General features: G+C 35.8%; 18 protein-coding genes. 14 read left to right on the top strand and 4 right to left on the bottom strand.

The features are described from left to right. Positions 1 to 103 precede the first annotated feature (103 nt). The 13 genes from QOX03_RS09370 (at position 104) to QOX03_RS09310 (ending at position 11968) form a co-directional block, all read left to right on the top strand. Complete coding sequence (locus QOX03_RS09370; protein ID WP_283670952.1) at positions 104 to 733, top strand: Crp/Fnr family transcriptional regulator; 630 nt, start codon at positions 104 to 106, stop codon at positions 731 to 733. 115 nt (positions 734 to 848) lie between these two features. Then, the gene (locus QOX03_RS09365; RefSeq protein WP_283670951.1) at positions 849 to 1337 is read left to right on the top strand and encodes a c-type cytochrome; all 489 of its coding nucleotides are present in this window, start codon (positions 849 to 851) and stop codon (positions 1335 to 1337) included. Positions 1338 to 1364: 27 nt separating this feature from the next. After that, positions 1365 to 3338, top strand: a complete 1974-nt coding sequence (gene nosZ / locus QOX03_RS09360) for a Sec-dependent nitrous-oxide reductase (RefSeq protein WP_283670950.1) — start codon at positions 1365 to 1367, stop codon at positions 3336 to 3338. Positions 3339 to 3429: 91 nt separating this feature from the next. Continuing rightward, the gene (locus tag QOX03_RS09355) at positions 3430 to 4011 is read left to right on the top strand and encodes a hypothetical protein (protein ID WP_283670949.1); all 582 of its coding nucleotides are present in this window, start codon (positions 3430 to 3432) and stop codon (positions 4009 to 4011) included. A 2-nt stretch (positions 4012 to 4013) separates the two neighbouring features. Then, the gene (locus QOX03_RS09350; protein WP_283670948.1) at positions 4014 to 4487 is read left to right on the top strand and encodes a nitrous oxide reductase accessory protein NosL; all 474 of its coding nucleotides are present in this window, start codon (positions 4014 to 4016) and stop codon (positions 4485 to 4487) included. A gap of 6 nt (positions 4488 to 4493) precedes the next feature. Beyond that, entirely contained in the window at positions 4494 to 5723 is a 1230-nt protein-coding gene (locus QOX03_RS09345; RefSeq protein WP_283670947.1) for a nitrous oxide reductase family maturation protein NosD, read from the top strand. Next, the gene (locus tag QOX03_RS09340; RefSeq protein WP_283670946.1) at positions 5723 to 6436 is read left to right on the top strand and encodes an ABC transporter ATP-binding protein; all 714 of its coding nucleotides are present in this window, start codon (positions 5723 to 5725) and stop codon (positions 6434 to 6436) included. Before QOX03_RS09345 ends, QOX03_RS09340 begins: the two co-directional genes overlap by 1 nt. A 13-nt stretch (positions 6437 to 6449) precedes the next feature. Next, on the top strand, positions 6450 to 7232 hold the full coding sequence (locus QOX03_RS09335) for an ABC transporter permease (protein WP_283670945.1): 783 nt from the start codon (positions 6450 to 6452) through the stop codon (positions 7230 to 7232). Between the two features lie 157 nt (positions 7233 to 7389). Next, positions 7390 to 7821 (top strand): hypothetical protein, encoded by a 432-nt coding sequence (locus tag QOX03_RS09330; RefSeq protein ID WP_283670944.1) that lies wholly within the window; start codon positions 7390 to 7392, stop codon positions 7819 to 7821. A gap of 52 nt (positions 7822 to 7873) precedes the next feature. Beyond that, positions 7874 to 8701 carry an enoyl-ACP reductase FabI gene (locus tag QOX03_RS09325; RefSeq protein ID WP_283670943.1) on the top strand — a complete coding sequence of 276 codons (828 nt, stop codon included), beginning with the start codon at positions 7874 to 7876 and terminating at the stop codon, positions 8699 to 8701. A gap of 235 nt (positions 8702 to 8936) precedes the next feature. After that, positions 8937 to 9311, top strand: coding sequence for a co-chaperone GroES (locus QOX03_RS09320; protein WP_119058903.1), 375 nt, complete (start codon positions 8937 to 8939; stop codon positions 9309 to 9311). A gap of 61 nt (positions 9312 to 9372) precedes the next feature. Further along, a complete protein-coding gene (locus tag QOX03_RS09315) occupies positions 9373 to 10233 on the top strand; it encodes an MBL fold metallo-hydrolase (RefSeq protein WP_283670942.1) in 861 nt (286 codons plus the stop codon). Beyond that, positions 10214 to 11968 carry an Ig-like domain-containing domain gene (locus QOX03_RS09310; RefSeq protein WP_283670941.1) on the top strand — a complete coding sequence of 585 codons (1755 nt, stop codon included), beginning with the start codon at positions 10214 to 10216 and terminating at the stop codon, positions 11966 to 11968. Before QOX03_RS09315 ends, QOX03_RS09310 begins: the two co-directional genes overlap by 20 nt. Positions 11969 to 12102: 134 nt before the next feature. On the opposite strand, the gene QOX03_RS09305 is transcribed toward QOX03_RS09310, so the two are convergent. Both QOX03_RS09305 and greA read right to left on the bottom strand, forming a co-directional pair. After that, positions 12103 to 12504, bottom strand: a complete 402-nt coding sequence (locus QOX03_RS09305) for an HIT family protein (RefSeq protein ID WP_119058906.1) — start codon at positions 12502 to 12504, stop codon at positions 12103 to 12105. Next, positions 12504 to 12986 carry a transcription elongation factor GreA gene (gene greA, locus QOX03_RS09300; RefSeq protein WP_283670939.1) on the bottom strand — a complete coding sequence of 161 codons (483 nt, stop codon included), beginning with the start codon at positions 12984 to 12986 and terminating at the stop codon, positions 12504 to 12506. The genes QOX03_RS09305 and greA overlap by 1 nt, the downstream gene beginning before the upstream one ends. Before the next feature lie 493 nt (positions 12987 to 13479). Here greA and QOX03_RS09295 point away from each other — a divergent pair, with 493 nt between their 5' ends. After that, positions 13480 to 13917, top strand: coding sequence for a Rieske (2Fe-2S) protein (locus QOX03_RS09295; protein WP_283670937.1), 438 nt, complete (start codon positions 13480 to 13482; stop codon positions 13915 to 13917). A gap of 64 nt (positions 13918 to 13981) precedes the next feature. On the opposite strand, the gene QOX03_RS09290 is transcribed toward QOX03_RS09295, so the two are convergent. Together QOX03_RS09290 and nhaD are read right to left on the bottom strand one after the other, a co-directional pair. Further along, positions 13982 to 15298 (bottom strand): hydroxymethylglutaryl-CoA reductase, encoded by a 1317-nt coding sequence (locus tag QOX03_RS09290; protein ID WP_283670934.1) that lies wholly within the window; start codon positions 15296 to 15298, stop codon positions 13982 to 13984. 13 nt (positions 15299 to 15311) lie between these two features. Continuing rightward, entirely contained in the window at positions 15312 to 16724 is a 1413-nt protein-coding gene (gene nhaD, locus QOX03_RS09285) for a sodium:proton antiporter NhaD (protein WP_283670932.1), read from the bottom strand. Positions 16725 to 16975: the final 251 nt, after the last annotated feature.

Below are 16975 nucleotides of genomic sequence, written 5' to 3'. Positions count from 1 at the left end.
GAAAGATTTCATTTTTGAAACGAATGAAAATCATGACAGAAAATTTTTAAAGGCTTAAAAAATGTAATTTTATTTCAAAATTTTACTTATCTTAGTTTTTCTGATGGAGTTTATAGAGGGAAAAAAAGGACTAATCGATGAGGCTTTGCTGAAAGCTTACGGAGCGATAGAAATTTGTTCTAAAAAAGACACATATTTATTTCGTCAGGCTGCAGTAGTGAAATATTACTTTCAGCTGGTGGAAGGAGAGGTAAACATTCATACCATTAGTGAAAGTGGAGACGTTTTTACCCACAGCCGTATTTTGCATACAGATAATAAAATCTTTGGCTGTGCAGCGATTTTCTATGCGCAAGTTTATCCTGCTTCGGCGATTTTGAGCAAGAATTCAAAGGTTTTAAAGATTTCTGTGGAAAATTTTGAGAAGTTGATAGCCGAAAATAATCAAGTAGCGAAATTAATTATTGAGAAATTATCTGAAAGACTACTATTTAAGGCAAAAAGATTAGAGTCTATTGCTATGCAGGAGCCAGCACAACGGATTTTGGCTTTACTCAGACAAATTACAAAAGGGAGTAAGGAGTCTAAAAAAATTAACTTGACACGGCAGGAAATAGCAAATTTAACGGCGTTGCGGGTGGAAACGGTAATTAGAACGATAAAAAAATTGGAGAAGGAGAAGAAATTAGAGATAAAAAACAGGAAAGTTTATTTTCCTTTTGGTCAAAACTAAGGTAATTGTTATTGTATTTAACATATTTTTATGAGCGTAATCATAAGTGTATTGTTAAAGTTAGTTATAATTTTGGGGTCGAAAAAGGTTTATAAAAACTAAATAATATTAAAGGATGAAAAAAACGTATTTATTAGTAGCGATGAGCTTGATGGTTTTGTCTTGTGGTAAAAAAGAGGCAAGTCCTGAGCAAGAAGTAGGAACTAATGCTCCGAGAGTTGAAGTTGAAGCTCCAGCAGAAGAAACTGCGGCGGTTTCTGATGATCCAATGCAAAATAAAGGAATAGGTCCAGTTTCAAGTGTTGAAATTCCTGCTGAAATCGACCAAGATATGGCCGCAAAAGGTAAAGCAACTTTTGAAACTAAATGTACTGCTTGCCACAAGCCAGATGTTAAATTTATAGGGCCCGCGCCTAAGGGCATTTTGGAAAGAAGATCGCCAGAATGGGTGATGAACATGATTTTGAATCCAGAGGAAATGATTCAAAAAGATCCTATTGCTAAGCAATTATTGGCTGAAGCTAATGGCGCTCCAATGGCAAACCAAAATTTAACAGAAGAAGAAGCTCGTCAAGTTTTGGAATATTTTAGAACAATTGAGTAACTTTACGCAAAATAAAGTTTTTTTAAAATGAGTAAATTTTCAATTTTAAGCTTAGTCCTTTTCTTTGCGGCCTTTGTAGGTTGTAATAAAAAGGATAGTAAAAGCGGAGGAGCTTTCTCTTCTAGTGTCGCTGAAAGAACTTATGTAGCTCCTGGCGAGCATGATGAGTTTTATGCTTTCTTATCGGGTGGATTCAGTGGGCAGATGTCCGTTTATGGATTGCCATCAGGTAGGTTATTAAAGGTGATTCCAGTGTTTTCTCAAGATGCAGAGAAAGGATGGGGGTATAATGAGGAAACAAAACCAATGTTAAACACATCGTTTGGATTTGTGCCTTGGGATGACTCCCACCACCCAGATTTATCGCAAACCAATGGTGAATTAGACGGACGTTGGGTTTTCATTAATGGTAACAACACACCACGTGTAGCAAGAGTTAGTTTGGAAACTTTTGAAACAGAAGAGATTTTAGAAATTCCATTCACAGCTGGTAACCACGCTTCTACTTTTGTGACAGAAAACACTGAGTATTTGGTGGGTGCAACACGTTTCTCTATTCCCATCAACGATAAAGATGTGTCTATTGAAGAGTATAAATCAAACTTCAAAGGAGCTATCTCTTTCGTTTCTATTGACCAAGAACATGGGCATATGGATTTGGCATTCCAAATTCATACACCAGGTTACAACTTTGATTTGTCTCACCCAGGGCGAGGGAAATCACATGGGTGGTTCTTCTTTACTACGTATAATACAGAGGAAGCTCATACTTTGTTAGAGGTTAATGCTTCACAGAATGATAAAGATTATATCGTAGCTGTAAACTGGAAAAAAGCAGAAGAATACATTAAAGAAGGTAAATTCACTGTTAAAAAAGCTGAATATGCTCACAATCTTTATAATGAAGAGACCCATACAGCTGTTTCTACTATGAAAAATGAGGTGAAAGTATTGGATAGCAATCTTCCAGGGTTGATGTACTTATTGCCAACACCTAAATCTCCACACGGATGTGATGTAGACCCTTCTGGTGAATATATTGTAGGTAACGGTAAATTGGCTGCAGACCTTACAGTTCACTCGTTTGATAAAATGCTGAAAGCGATTGAGGCTAAGAAATTCGTGGGAGAATCTTATGGTATTCCAATCTTAGATTATGATGAAGTAGTGGCAGGCGTGGTGAAACAACCAGGTTTAGGCCCATTGCATACAGAGTTTGATGGTAAAGGAAATGCTTATACAACATTCTTCATTTCATCAGAGGTTGTAAAATGGAAATTAGGAACTTGGGAGGTCGTTGATAGACAACCAACTTTTTACTCGCCAGGTCACTTAATGATTCCTGGGGGTAACTCGCAAAAGCCTTTTGGTAAATATCTAATTGCGATGAATAAAATCACAAAGGACAGGTATTTGCCTACTGGTCCAGAGATGAATCATTCTGCACAATTATTCGATATTAGTGGTGAGAAAATGGAGCTATTGAGTGATTTCCCTACAATTGGCGAGCCACACTATGCAGCAGGTATTCCAAGTGAAAAAATAACAGGGAAGTCTAAAAAAATCTATAACATTTCAGATAACAAGCACCCTTATGCTACTACAGCAGCTAATCAGGCACGTGTAGAGAGAAAAGGAAATGATGTTCATATTTATATGACCATGATTAGGAGTAACTTTAGCCCAGACAATATTGAGGGTATTCGCTTGGGCGATACAGTTTACTTCCATGTAACTAATCTAGAACAGGATTTTGATGTACCACATGGATTCTCTATGATGGGGGCGAATAATGCAGAGATACTGGTAATGCCTGGGCAAACAGAGACTTTAGTATGGACGCCTAAAAAAGCTGGTGTATGGCCATTCTATTGTACAGATTTCTGCTCAGCTTTGCACCAAGAGATGCAAGGTTACATACGAGTTTCGCCACAAGGTTCAAACGTTCCATTAGCTTGGAGCTTGGGTGAGCCTGTGAAAACTGCAGAGCAACATAGGTAGTAAATAATTAGTTTTTTCATAAATATTTTTCTAAAGAAGGCAAAGGGTGAAATTCTTTGCCTTTTTATTTAACTTTAAAAGCATGATTTATATGAAATCAAAAATTTTAATGATATTAGGAAGTGCTTTGCTTTTGACATTGTTTATTTTCCCACTTTGGAAAATTTCGCTTTCTGCTCCGCAATACCCTACAAGAGATCTAGGCATGTTGATTTACATTTATAAATTTGAAGATGATCAACCACATGACATCAAAAATATTGATATTCTAAATCATTATGTTGGTATGAAAGAAATTCCAGAAACAATTCCAGAGTTCAAAATTTTCCCAATTGTGATTTTAGTGATGTCTATAGCAGGAATTTTAATAGGAATTTTTAAAGAGAAAAACTGGTATTTAGGTTGGTTTATTGTCATGGCTTTATGTGCTGCTGCAGGAATGTTAGATTTTTATCTTTGGGAACAAAATTATGGACATGAACTTAATCCAATGGCACCCATTAAAATATTAGATGACAATGGGAATATACTGGGTTTCAGTCCGCCTTTTATCGGATCTAAAAGGATTTTAAATATTGACGCGCATTCTTATCCAGCTTTAGGTGGAGTGTTTTTATTTATAGGAATGTTGCTTACCTTTGTAGCTTATTTAATTGCACCGAAAAAAAAATAATTATGAAATATTTAGCTTTATTAGTCAGTTTTTTGTTCATCGTTTCTTGTAACAAAGGACCGCAAGCCATTAATTATGGTTCTAAAAATTGTGATTTTTGTCAAATGACGATTGTTGACAATATTCACGCAGCACAACTAGTGACAGACAAAGGGAAAGTATATTCCTTTGATGATATGTCTTGTATGGTTCATTTTAAAGATGGAAATGATTACCAATACAGCCATGAAATGGTAAACTTTATTGAACAACCAGGAGAGTTGATTTCTGTGGAAGAGGCGTTTTTTGCACATTCTGAAGCGGTAGAAACACCAATGGGAGGAAATATTACAGCCTTCAAAACAGAAGCCGAAAGAAATCAATTTTTAGAGCAAAATGGCGGAAAAGCGATTACATCAGAAGAAGCATATGCATTGCTTGGTGAGAACAGCGGAAGTCATGATTCTCATGGTCATCATCATCATCACAATCATTAAAAAATAATGTTCAAAAAAATATTTGTTCTTTTACTTTTATTATCCATTTTTGCTAAGGGAAGAGAAATCATAGTTTCTCCTGATGGTCAATTATCTAGCATTAAAAAAGCTTTAACCCAAGCAAATAATGGAGATGTTATAAAGTTAAAAAAAGGAGTATATAGAGAATATAATATTGAAATCACTAAATCTGTAAAAATTATAGGAGAATCAGGGGTAGTGATAGATGGTGAGAAGAAAGGGCAAATCATACACATCTTGGCAGATGGGGTAGAGTTACGCAATTTCACAGTGCAAAATGTAGGTTCAGATATTTCTACCATTTATGCCGCTGTGCGCCTTTCCAGCTGCCAAGATTTTTTTATCAGTAATTTGGTGTTGAAAAATTTTTTGTATGGATTTTATCTATCACAAGTCGCTAATGGAACGCTTCAAAACAATCAACTCTACGGCGCATCTTTGAATGATTATGATTCAGGGAGTGGCGTGCACTTTTGGAACGTGAAAAATGTGAAAGTTTTAAACAATGAAATCACAGGCTCACGTGACGGAATTTATATTGAACGTTCGGCAGATTGCATCATCAAAGGAAATCACAGCTACAAAAATATTCGCTATGGCTTACATTTTATGTTTTCTGACGGTAATAAGTACATCAATAATGTTTTTGAAAATAATGCAACGGGCGTTGCCGTGATGTATTCCAATAAGATTGAAATGATAAATAATAGCTTCAAGCAAAGTTGGGGAGCTTCTGCCTATGGTTTGCTTTTGAAAGAAATTTCTGATGCCGAAATCACTGGAAATAAATTCTACAAAAACACTACTGGAATTCAAATTGAAGGAACCAATAGAATTAATTATAAAGGTAATCAGTTTGATAGAAATGGATGGGCGCTGAAGGTGAAGGGTGCTTCTTATGATAATCATTTTATAAAAAATAACTTTATTAATAACAGCTTTGAGCTTTCTTATAGAGGGGGGATAAACAATAATTCTTTTGAACAAAATTATTGGAGTGATTACACGGGGTATGATTTGGATAAAGATGGATTCGGAGATGTGCCCCACCGCCCAGTAAAACTTTTCTCTTATTTGGTGAACGAAACACCAGAAGCCATCATACTTCTCAGGAGTTTATTCATCGATATTATCAATTTTTCAGAGAAAGTTTCGCCTGTTTTTACCCCAGATAATTTAGTTGATTCACAACCGAAAATGATACCCTACAAATAATGATAAAAGTAGAAAATATACATAAGGAATTTAAAAGGCATAAAGTCCTGAAAGGCGTTGATTTCGAGGTAAATCCAGGGAAAGTTTACGCCATTTTAGGACCCAACGGCTCAGGAAAGACAACCATGATAAAGTCTATTTTGGGCATGGTACGCATAGATAACGGAGCGATTTATATTGATGGCGGAACCATCAAAAATTCGGCAGATTATAGAAAAAATATTGACTATTTACCACAAATTGCCAATTTCCCGTCTAATCTGAAGGTGAAAGAATTATTCAAAATGATTCAGAATATTCGTAATGTACAAGCCGATGCTACAGAATTGATTGATTTATTCAAACTCCAACCTTATTTGAATAAAAAATTAAACAATCTTTCGGGCGGGACAAAACAAAAAGTAAATTTGGTTTTAACTTTTATGTTTGATTCACCGATCATTATTTTAGATGAACCTACCAGCGGATTAGACCCTGTTGCAATGGTGAATTTGAAGAAATTAATCCTGAGAGAAAAGACTAAAAACAAATTAATTTTGATGACATCGCACATCATTGGTTTTGTAGAAGAAATGGCAGATGATGTGATATTCTTATTGGAAGGCGTGATTTATTTCAAAGGTGAAATTCCTGCTTTGTTGGCCAAAACACAGCAACATAGCTTAGAAAACGCCATTGCACATTTAATAACTCAAGAAAACAACGAAATTTAAACATAGAAAATATATGCTGAAAGTATTGAAATACAGTTTTTACGACCTGATGCGTAGCCGTTGGAGCTATGTTTACTTTGTTTTTTATTTAGCTTTGGGTTTTTTATTATTGTTTTTGAACAATGATTTATCTAGTGGAATCATCACGATTATGAATGTTATCATCATGCTTGTTCCGTTGATTTCCACCATTTTTGGTGTGATGTATTATTATGATTCTCGGGAATTTATAGAATTACTATTAGCACAGCCCATCAAGCGTTCCAACATATTTCTAGGCCAATATTTCGGATTAAGCTTGTCACTTACCATCAGTTTAGTTTTAGGATTAGGTATTCCATTTTTAATTTACGGATTGGTAGACTCGTCTGAAATCATGAACTTCATTTTGCTATTGATCTCTGGGAGTTTCCTGACTTTGATTTTTACCGCATTTGCTTATTTAATAGCACTTTATAACGAAAATAAAATTAAAGGATTTGGCTATGCAATTATACTTTGGCTATTGATGTCTGTAATTTACGACGGAATCTTTTTACTCTCATTAGTCGTCTTCAAAGATTACCCACTAGAAAGCATAACTTTATCTGCAACCATGCTCAATCCCATAGATTTATGCAGGATTTTAGTCTTATTGCAATTAGATATCACAGCACTTTTGGGCTACACAGGAGCCGTGTTCAAAAGCTTTTTTGGCACATCAAAAGGCTTAATCCTATCGTTGGCTACGTTATTGATTTGGGTTGTAATTCCAGTGATTTGGATTAAAATTAAATCTGCTAAGAAAGATTTTTAAAGGCTTAAAAAATAATTGCTGTTAATGATTGATTTTTAGAATTATAAGACTGTAATCTAGATGAAGTTATGATGATTTAATCTATTAAATTTTAAAAGGCTTAAAAAAACAAGATGATAATTGAAAAAAGCTCTTAAAAAAAGTATATATTTTTTTTGTGTCTGATTTGAAAAAACAATACAAGAACTTTCGATTAAGAAGAGGAAACCAAATTGTAGCTTATGCGCAAGAAAAATCAACGGGGGTTTCTTTTACGGGGAAATACTTGCTGTTTTGGCGTGCAGGAGAACAAGGGTTTGATGAAATTGATGAAGCAACCTCAAGTTTAGACAAAATGAATCGTCGAATTTATGAGGGCGATATAGTACGCTATAAATCTAACTTCAAGCCGTTGTTTAGAGAAGCTGTTATTATCAAAAAAAGCAATGATTTTTTCTTGTTAGACTTAGACTTTTGGGCGGTGATTCCGTTGCACATAAATGGGCTCTCGTTGTTTCAAGCAGAGGCTTTGGAAATTATCTCTCATCAGTTCACACACCCAGATTTAAATCAAAAAATTAAATCTTGGAAAAAGGCATCAATCACATAAATAAAAAAAGAAATAATTACATTTGTAAATAATTATACTAAAACAAAAATTCATGAGTGGGATATTATCTGGTAAAAAAGGCATCATTTTCGGAGCATTAGATGAGAATTCAATTGCTTGGAAAACAGCTGTAAAAAGTCACGAAGAAGGCGCAGAATTTATCTTGACGAATGCACCAGTTGCGATGCGTTATGGTGAAATTCAAAAGTTAGCAGAACAGACCAATAGCGAAGTAGTACCTGCAGATGCAACCAGTCTAGAGGATTTAGATAATTTATTCAACGTAGCAATAGAAAAATTTGGAAAACTAGATTTTATTCTCCACTCTATCGGTATGAGTATCAACGTCAGAAAAGGGCAACACTATACCGACATGAACTACGATTGGACTCAGAAAGGTTGGGATATCTCTGCCGTTTCTTTTCACAAAGTTATGAAAACGGCTTGGGACAAAGATTGTATGAACCCATGGGGGAGTATTTTAGCTTTATCTTACATTGCAGCACAGCGTGTTTACCCAGGTTATAACGATATGGCTGATAATAAAGCTTACCTAGAGAGTATTGCCAGAAACTTTGGCTACTATTGGGGCAAAGAAAAGAAAGTACGTGTGAATACTATTTCTCAGTCTCCTACACCTACGACAGCTGGAAAGGGCGTAAAAGGTTTTGGTGGATTTTTAGAAATTGCAGACGATGTTTCACCATTGGGGAACGCAACGGCAGAAGATTGTGCTTCACTTTGCGTGATGATGTTTAGCGACTATACAAAGAAAATGACCCTGCAAAACATCTACAACGATGGCGGCTATAGCAATACAGGAGTCTCAGATGAGCTAGTTAATAGCTATTTCGCTGGTAAAAAGTCAGAAGAAGAGTAATTCATGATATTTGGTTGCTAATAAATGGTGAACACTTTATCATTCATAAATATCCAAACACTAGAAGCATTGATAATGAATTGAAGTGACCTAACTGATTATATATGAATTAAAACAACTTATTGCCGATAAAAATTTTGAGTAATTAAAATTTTATAACTAAATTTTATAAGCCTTAAAAAAAATCTCCTGATAAAAAAACAATCACTATTGACTAAAATCATAAATTTGCAGAATGGAGCCTAAAGTCAAAAACCTCATCATGGTAGGAGATCGCGTATTGGTAAAACCTGCTGAAAGCCCAGAGAAGACCAAATCAGGTTTATACCTTCCGCCTGGAGTCAAAGAAAACGAAAAAATATTAAAAGGCTACGTGATTGCCGTGGGACCTGGCTATGCAATTCCCTCTATAGAACCCGAGGAAGATTGGAAGCCTGAGAGTCAAAAGACACGATACATTCCGCTCCAAGCTCAAGAGAACGACACCGTTTTATTTTTGCAAAACGCAACCCATAAAATTGTTTACCGAGAAGAAAAATACTTTATCGTCCCACACAATGCCATCTTAATGATAGAACGAGATAGTGAGTTTTTTGAAAATGAACTTTAAAATTTAATTTGTATTTTTAAAAGCTTATTTAAATAAAAAAATTAAGCCTTAAAAAATCACTATGAAAATTTACCCGATTGAGTGCGGAAACTTTAAACTAGATGGAGGCGCCATGTTTGGTGTAGTACCCAAAAGCATTTGGCAAAAAACGAATCCTGCCGATGCCAATAATATGGTAGACATTGCCACGCGCTCTTGGCTGATAGAAGATGGCGAAAAGCTAATTTTAATCGATGCGGGAATGGGCAATAAGCAATCAGAAAAGTTTTTTGGTTACTATCATTTATGGGGTGATTTTAATTTAGATAAATCATTGGAAAATGTTGGTTTTCATCGTAATGATATAACTGATGTTTTTTTTACCCATCTTCATTTTGACCACTGTGGCGGAGCCATTCAACGAAAAAATAGAGGTGAAGGCTTTGAATCAGCTTTCAAAAATGCTCAATTTTGGTCTAACAAAGCTCACTGGAATTGGGCAATAAAACCTAATGCAAGAGAAAAAGCTTCTTTTCTGAAAGAGAATATTTTGCCTATTCAAGAAGAAGGGCAACTTAACTTCATCCCGACCAATCAGTCAGCGTATCGCAAATCGACAGAATTGGGCTTTGATGTTATCATAGTCGATGGCCACACCGATAAGCAGATGCTTCCAATCCTCAATTATAAAGGGAAAACATTGGTCTTTGCCGCAGATTTAATTCCCACAGCAGGGCATGTACCGTTGGTTTATGTGATGGGGTATGATACTCGCCCGCTGTTAACTTTGGAAGAGAAAAATGTATTTCTAAAAAAAGCGGTACAAAATAATTGGATTTTAGCCTTTGAGCATGATACGCAACACGAGCTTTGTACGCTCAAAGAAACGGAAAGAGGAATAAGAGTAGATGAAATTTTAACTTATGAGGAGGTTCTTGCGTAATTTTTTAAGCCTTATATTTTTATTTTTAGTAGTGAGCTGCGCCCAAAAGGGAAGCATCAGCGGAGGCGAAAAAGATATAGAACCACCTGTGCTCATTTCTTCATCACCAGATACGCTGAGCACAAACGTCCCTGTGGATTTAAAGGAAATAGTATTGAAATTTAATGAATTTGTATTGTTGAAGGATTTCATTAAAAATATTATCATTTCGCCACCTATCGAGCCAACACCAACTTTTTATCCGCAAGGGACAGCCGATAAAAAAGTGAAAATAACTTTCAATGATTCACTGAAACCGAATACGACCTACAACATCCATTTCGGGAAATCTTTAGTAGACAATAATGAAGGAAACGTCAAAAAATACTTTAATTATGTTTTCTCTACAGGGAACTTTATTGATTCACTCAAGATAGAAGGCCAAGTTTTTGATCCAGCCCAAAAACAAATTCCAGAAAATATCATCGTCGGCCTATACGAATGGGACGAGAAATATACGGATAGCTTAATCCTTTCACAAAAACCTTACTACGTGGGGAAAGTGGATTCGCTAGGGAACTTCACGTTAAATCACCTGAAAGAGAGCGAATACAGACTCATTGCTTTTACAGATAAAGTTAATAATACCCGAGTAGATTTAGAAGAAGAAACCATGGCTTTTTACCCAAGGAAAATCAATCCTAAAAATACGAACCAAGAAATTACGCTAGAGCTTTTCCCCCCACGGACCTACTTCCGTGTGAATGATGTTGTGCAAGATGGCTATGGTAAATTCAACTTTATAATGAGTGGCCAACCTGATGAGATAGAAATTTTACCCATCAATCATGAATTTAAGACAGCTAAAATCATTCATAAACCGTTCTCAGATACGTTGCAATTTTGGTTTGACCCAGTGAAGGATACAATTGCTGATAAAAATAAACGCTTGACTTTTGCGGTAAATCATCATGAGAAGTCAGACACCATAAGAAGCAATCGCTACAATAATGGCGTTCAGCCTGCATTAACGCTCACTAGCAGCAGTGATGTTTTTGTGCCAGAAGATTATTTGAAAATCCGAAGCAATTACCCCATACAGCAAATAGAGTCGACTTTCATCAATTTGGTAGAAGATACAGCAAAAATAAGTTACAATATTCAGCAAAAAAATGATTTTGAATTTGATTTGAAATTTCCAATTCGATTTGAGAAAAGTTACAAAGTAGAGCTTTTGCCTGGCGCCGTGATCGATTTTTTTGGGCAGGCAAATGATACAGTAAATTTAGGCATGAGAGTGGATAAAGAAAGAGCCTATGGCAATGTAAAGGTAATTTTGCAGAATAAACCTGATGTGCCAGTATGGGTACAATTGCTCAACAAAACAGGAAACGTGATTTTAAGTAAGTATACAATAGAGAATGAAGTAGAGTTTAAGCGGCTGAAGCCAGGAAGTTACCGCTTAAAGATGATGGTGGATGAGAATGCTAATGGGCGGTGGGATACAGGTGATTTTTTTACGAACACTCAGCCAGAGCAGATTTATTTATATGCAGAAGAACTTGACGTCAAAGCTTTTTGGGATATAGAAGAAACTTGGATTTTGAATGGGAGAAACCAGAAAGGAGAGGAGATAGATTCACCTGAAAATAAAGATAAAACCAAGTCTGATGCCCCCGAAGAAGATGCGAAATTAAAAGAAATAAGCAACCCAACGATAGAAAGTAGTGCTCTACCACCGATGCAAACAGATTGAAGAATAAAGAAAAATTTTTAAGCCTTGCTTATAGAAAAGAAATAATTATACTGAAATTTTTTAAGCCTTAAAAAAAATGAGAAGCACAAAAAACTTCCCATTTTTTTATTATATATAATTTTAGAAATTTCTAATTAAGCCTTAGAAAATTGACTTTTAATTTTAGTTTGAATTTCTTTCATTTTCTCATCAGAAAATTTCTTTTTTTCTTGAGAGAAATTGATGTCATTCATTTGGTTCATCGGCACAAGATGCACGTGCACGTGAGGAACCTCAAGCCCGATGACAGCCATTCCCACACGTCGGCAACTTATGGTTTTTTCTAGCGTTTGAGCCACCTCATAGGCAAACTCCATCAATCCCGCATACGTTTTTGAGTCCAAATCCCAAATTTTATCTACTTCTTTTTTAGGAACCACCAAAGTATGTCCTTGGGTCAGCGGGAACGCATCTAAAAAGGCAATAAAGAAATCATTCTCTGCCACAATGTAGCCTGGAACCTCTCGCTGAATGATTTTGGTGAAAACACTTGCCATTATTCTTCCAATTTTAAATCAAGAATTTCAAAATTGAGAATATTTCCGTTAGGAAGTTTAATTTCAGCTTTATCACCCACCTTTTTACCCAATAAGCCTTTAGAAATCGGTGTGCTGACTGCGATTTTATTATTTTTTAAATCAGCTTCTGTTTCAGGCACCAGCTGGTAGGTCAACTCTTGATTGTTCGCTAAATTTTTAATTTTAACAGTAGACAAAATAGAAACTTTGGTGCTGTCTAGTTGAGATTTATCAATAATGCGAGCATTGGCTACTTGGTCTTGTAATTTAGAAATACGCGATTCCAATAATCCTTGTGCCTCTTTTGCAGCATCATATTCAGCATTTTCAGACAAATCTCCTTTGTCGCGAGCATCTGCAATTTGTTCAGTAATGCGTGGACGCTCTACACTTTCCAAGTGCTTAAGCTCTGCACGCAATTTATCTAAACCTTCTTTCGTAACATATTGTATATTTGCCATATCTTTGGTTTTAATAAAAATACAATCCCACACGCAAAAAATATTACGTGGGGATTGAGAATACAAATATAAGAGAATTTTTTAAGCCTGTTTAAATTTTATATTTGAAATTTCTCAATTTTTTTATTTGGTCAGGTAAAAAATAATTTCAGCAGCACATTATTTGCATGTAGTCATTTACAATTGATTAATTTTTTTCTATTATTGAGAATTGAAGAACAAGTTTTATTTAAACGCCAATTGTATATTACATTAAAACTAGTAATCCATTGTATTTCAGGGTTTTGAAGGCAAATTGTTAAATTGATAGAGTTGAGCAAATAAATTTTGCCCAAAAATGACTATTTTTGCTCGTATGTAATTTGTTATGTCGGGGCTTCAAACTTTTTATCGGGCAACAAATTTTCAGTTTAGATATACATCAGGGGGAAAATAAAAATAAAACGTAAAAAATAAATAAAAAAGAGTTAAGAAATTTAAATAAAATAATGCAATGAAAAAGCTTATTTTTTTTGTGATATTTAATATTGTATTCATTTTTCACTCTTGTTCAGATGAAAATAACCAGATACAATGCTTTCCACGCATACAAATCAATGCCCAATACAATATCGGGTTACCAGCATACAATTCGCTTTTGGTGCCCAATGGCTATGTGCAATTGCGCCCCGATGGAACTAATGGGTCTCGTGGGTTAATCATTGTCAATACTGGGAATAATTTCAATGCATATGACCGAAATGCACCGCACATTTGCCCTGATAAAAATACGACATTAGAAGTCATAGATGGAATCAAGATCAGATGCCCAGAAGATGGAGCGGAATGGATGCTCTTAACTGGCCAGCCGCTTAATAATGCCACATTTGGCCAGCCTCTTTATCAATACCGTGTAAATCAAAATAGCCGATGGCTCATCATTACCAATTAAAGAGCTAGCTACGCATGAAAATTTTTTAAGGCTTTAAAAATAATTAGAATTAATAAAAGAAAAATCAAACTTCTTTCCCACGGAGGCGATGAAATTCATTGACAACGGCACTATGAGAAACTGTTTTGTCTCTAAAGTAGATTGCAAAATAATCTCTTTCTTTTTCAGTAGCACCTAGCTGATTTAGAATATTATACAAATGCATTTTCATGTGTCCCTTTTGAATTCCAGTTGTTACCAAAGAACGTAGTGCAGCAAAATTCTGAGCCAAACCAGCGACGGCGACAATACCCATTAAATCTTTCGCACTTGGGTTTTTCAACAACTGCAAAGCAAACTTTACCAAAGGATGAAGGCTTGTCAATCCGCCCACGGTGCCGAGCGAGATGGGCAAGTCTAGCCAAAATTTAAAAACTCCCATGCTGACTTCTGCATGAGTCAAGCTACTGTAGCGCCCATCTCTACAAGCAAACGTGTGAGCGCAGGCCTCTACTGCACGGAAATCATTGCCCGTTGCAATGACTACCGCATCCACGCCATTCATGATTCCTTTATTATGCGTTGTGGCACGGTATGGCTCTATTTCTGCAATTTTAATGGCTTGAATAAATTTTTCTGCAAAAATATCTGCTGGAATATTTTTATCTACCAAATCAGTCACGGGGCATTCCACCCAAGCACGCACCATACAGTTGGGCGTATAATTGGAGAGAATACACATGATGATTTGCAAGGATTTTTTCTCTTCTGGGGCAAAAAAATCACTGTCATTCAGCTCATGCTCTAGTGTTTTAGCAAATTGCTCAAGGCAAGAGTTAATGAAGTTCGCTCCCATTGAATCCACAGTATCAAACTCTGCTTCGATTTGGAAATAATGAGGGATTAAATCTGTTTTATTCACTAGGTTTAAATTTCGAATACCGCCGCCACGTTTTTCCATATTTTGAGTCATTGTGAGCGTGTCTTCACGTAATTTTTTTTCTAAGTCTTTAAAAAAATCTTGTAGTTTTTGTGCATCACCTTTAAAGGTAAAGTGAACGTGCCCCAATTTAGTAAAACCTAAAATCTCAGTTTTGAACCCCCCTCGATTAGCCCAGTATTTTGCAGCTTTGGCCGCTGCAGCCACTACAGAACTCTCTTCTACCACCATTGGGATAGCAAATTCTTCACCATTGATGATGAAATTCGGGGCTACGCCAAAGGGTAAATAGTAATTAGAAATCGTGTTTTCAGAAAACTCATCGTGTAGCCGCTGCAAGTCTGCATCGCTGTTCCAGTACTGCTTTAGCACTTCTTTGGCATCGCTGTTGTTTTGTAAAAAAGTATCTACTAACCAATTGATTTTATCTTTTTTAGAAAGCTTAGAAAATCCGCTAATCATAAAACTGTAAATATTATTTAATGGGGGAAGTATTTTGAAGCTGTAAAAAAGCATGTAATTCTTCTTCACTAAGCTCGTATAATCCGATAGTTTTGAAAGCCATAATTAAAATAGCTCCGATGATGAATCCTACGAATGCTAACCAAGAAATGTTTTTCAGATACCAAAAAAAGTCAATTCTTTCCATGCCCATTGCTGCAACGCCAGCGGCTGAACCGATAATCAATAAACTACCTCCAGTTCCTGCTGCGTAGGCAATAAAATGCCACAACTCTGCATCCATCGGTTCATTAAACATTCCGATACTGGCGGCCACCAATGGCACGTTGTCTATAATCGCAGAGCCAATGCCTAAGAGTAATACGACGACGTCTTGATTTGGAATTGTGACGTCAAGCCAGTTAGCAAAGTTGAATAGTAAGCCTAGGCTTTCTAAAGCAGCAACTGCTAATAAAATACCTAAAAAGAATAAAATACTTGATATCTCAATGCGAGCTAATGCTTTATGAACCGAAAATTTAGCTTTAGTTTCATAGTCGTAATTTTCTAAAGGCTTTATATATTCTGCGACCAGCCATACAACACCGAGTGATAACATCATACCCACATAAGGTGGTAAATGTGTGATGGATTTAAAAATCGGGACGAAAACAATCATCGCTAAACCAAGATATAGCATGGTGGCACTACTTTTATAAATTTCTTTTTCTTCGTAGTTTTGGGTCGAGACTTCTCCTCTGAAGGCGGGCAAGAACGATGCTATAGCAAAAGGAGCAGCAAAGCAAAGTAAAGCTGGTAAAACTAAATATTCAACAAGTTTAGCGACAGAAACTTTTTTCGCAATCCAAAGCATAGTTGTAGTTACATCACCAATTGGAGACCAAGCACCACCAGCATTTGCTGCAATTACAATCAAGCCAGCGTACCATAGGCGCTCTTCTCTTTCGGGGATAATTTTTCTCAAAATAGTGATTAAAACAATCGTTGCCGTTAAATTATCGATAATGGCAGAAAGAAAAAACGCGAGTATACCAACAATCCAAAGCAGCTTTCGCTTATTTTTTGTTTTGATGAAACGCTTAATGATTTCAAAGCCACGATGTAAATCGATGATTTCTACAATGGTCATCGCTCCAATCAAAAAGAAAAGAATTTCAGCTGTTTTCCCTAGGTGATGAAGTAGACTTTCTTCGATAGCGAGAAGCTTTGCGGCATGAACGTCTCCCACGCCTTCGTGCATGATTTCCTCAAAAATTGGATGAAGACCATCGTCAATCGTATAAACGGTTAGACCAAATGCGGCTAACAATGCCCAACAAACTGCTGCCATAATGAGCGCAGGGACTGTTTTGTCTAAATGCAAAGAGTGTTCTAATGTGATGGCTAAATAGCCAAGAACAAAAATGAGAATAATTGCAACTTCCATTATAGTAATGTTTCAAATAGAATTCAATTTTACAAAATTATTTTAAATAATTTTGTAAAATTAGAATTAAAATACCTCACCCTTTATTCAAGTAAGAATTAATAGTCTTAGCCTGTTTCGAATTGCCTTTTATACTTTGGTTTTTTTGCCCAAAATTTAGGCGAATATAGGCACCCAGCATTAGCCTTTTTCTTTTTCCTTGGGAATGGAGCGTAAGCATCACTTGGTTTTCTCCGTTCTTTTTGATGTAG

It is taken from the genome of Candidatus Ornithobacterium hominis (assembly GCF_951229915.1).
GTDB lineage: Bacteria > Bacteroidota > Bacteroidia > Flavobacteriales > Weeksellaceae > Ornithobacterium > Ornithobacterium hominis.
Note: the sequence above shows the minus strand (reverse complement) of the source record. Positions and strands in the feature narration are given on the sequence as shown.

What these genes read in the sequence shown, in the direction of transcription:
- QOX03_RS09370 (WP_283670952.1), top strand. Translation starts at nt 104, where the DNA reads ATGGAGTTTATAGAGGGAAAAAAAGGACTAATCGATGAGGCTTTGCTG.
- QOX03_RS09365 (WP_283670951.1), top strand. Translation starts at nt 849, where the DNA reads ATGAAAAAAACGTATTTATTAGTAGCGATGAGCTTGATGGTTTTGTCT.
- nosZ (WP_283670950.1), top strand. Translation starts at nt 1,365, where the DNA reads ATGAGTAAATTTTCAATTTTAAGCTTAGTCCTTTTCTTTGCGGCCTTT.
- QOX03_RS09355 (WP_283670949.1), top strand. Translation starts at nt 3,430, where the DNA reads ATGAAATCAAAAATTTTAATGATATTAGGAAGTGCTTTGCTTTTGACA.
- QOX03_RS09350 (WP_283670948.1), top strand. Translation starts at nt 4,014, where the DNA reads ATGAAATATTTAGCTTTATTAGTCAGTTTTTTGTTCATCGTTTCTTGT.
- QOX03_RS09345 (WP_283670947.1), top strand. Translation starts at nt 4,494, where the DNA reads ATGTTCAAAAAAATATTTGTTCTTTTACTTTTATTATCCATTTTTGCT.
- QOX03_RS09340 (WP_283670946.1), top strand. Translation starts at nt 5,723, where the DNA reads ATGATAAAAGTAGAAAATATACATAAGGAATTTAAAAGGCATAAAGTC.
- QOX03_RS09335 (WP_283670945.1), top strand. Translation starts at nt 6,450, where the DNA reads ATGCTGAAAGTATTGAAATACAGTTTTTACGACCTGATGCGTAGCCGT.
- QOX03_RS09325 (WP_283670943.1), top strand. Translation starts at nt 7,874, where the DNA reads ATGAGTGGGATATTATCTGGTAAAAAAGGCATCATTTTCGGAGCATTA.
- QOX03_RS09320 (WP_119058903.1), top strand. Translation starts at nt 8,937, where the DNA reads ATGGAGCCTAAAGTCAAAAACCTCATCATGGTAGGAGATCGCGTATTG.
- QOX03_RS09315 (WP_283670942.1), top strand. Translation starts at nt 9,373, where the DNA reads ATGAAAATTTACCCGATTGAGTGCGGAAACTTTAAACTAGATGGAGGC.
- QOX03_RS09310 (WP_283670941.1), top strand. Translation starts at nt 10,214, where the DNA reads ATGAGGAGGTTCTTGCGTAATTTTTTAAGCCTTATATTTTTATTTTTA.
- QOX03_RS09305 (WP_119058906.1), bottom strand. Translation starts at nt 12,504, where the DNA reads ATGGCAAGTGTTTTCACCAAAATCATTCAGCGAGAGGTTCCAGGCTAC.
- greA (WP_283670939.1), bottom strand. Translation starts at nt 12,986, where the DNA reads ATGGCAAATATACAATATGTTACGAAAGAAGGTTTAGATAAATTGCGT.
- QOX03_RS09295 (WP_283670937.1), top strand. Translation starts at nt 13,480, where the DNA reads ATGAAAAAGCTTATTTTTTTTGTGATATTTAATATTGTATTCATTTTT.
- QOX03_RS09290 (WP_283670934.1), bottom strand. Translation starts at nt 15,298, where the DNA reads ATGATTAGCGGATTTTCTAAGCTTTCTAAAAAAGATAAAATCAATTGG.
- nhaD (WP_283670932.1), bottom strand. Translation starts at nt 16,724, where the DNA reads ATGGAAGTTGCAATTATTCTCATTTTTGTTCTTGGCTATTTAGCCATC.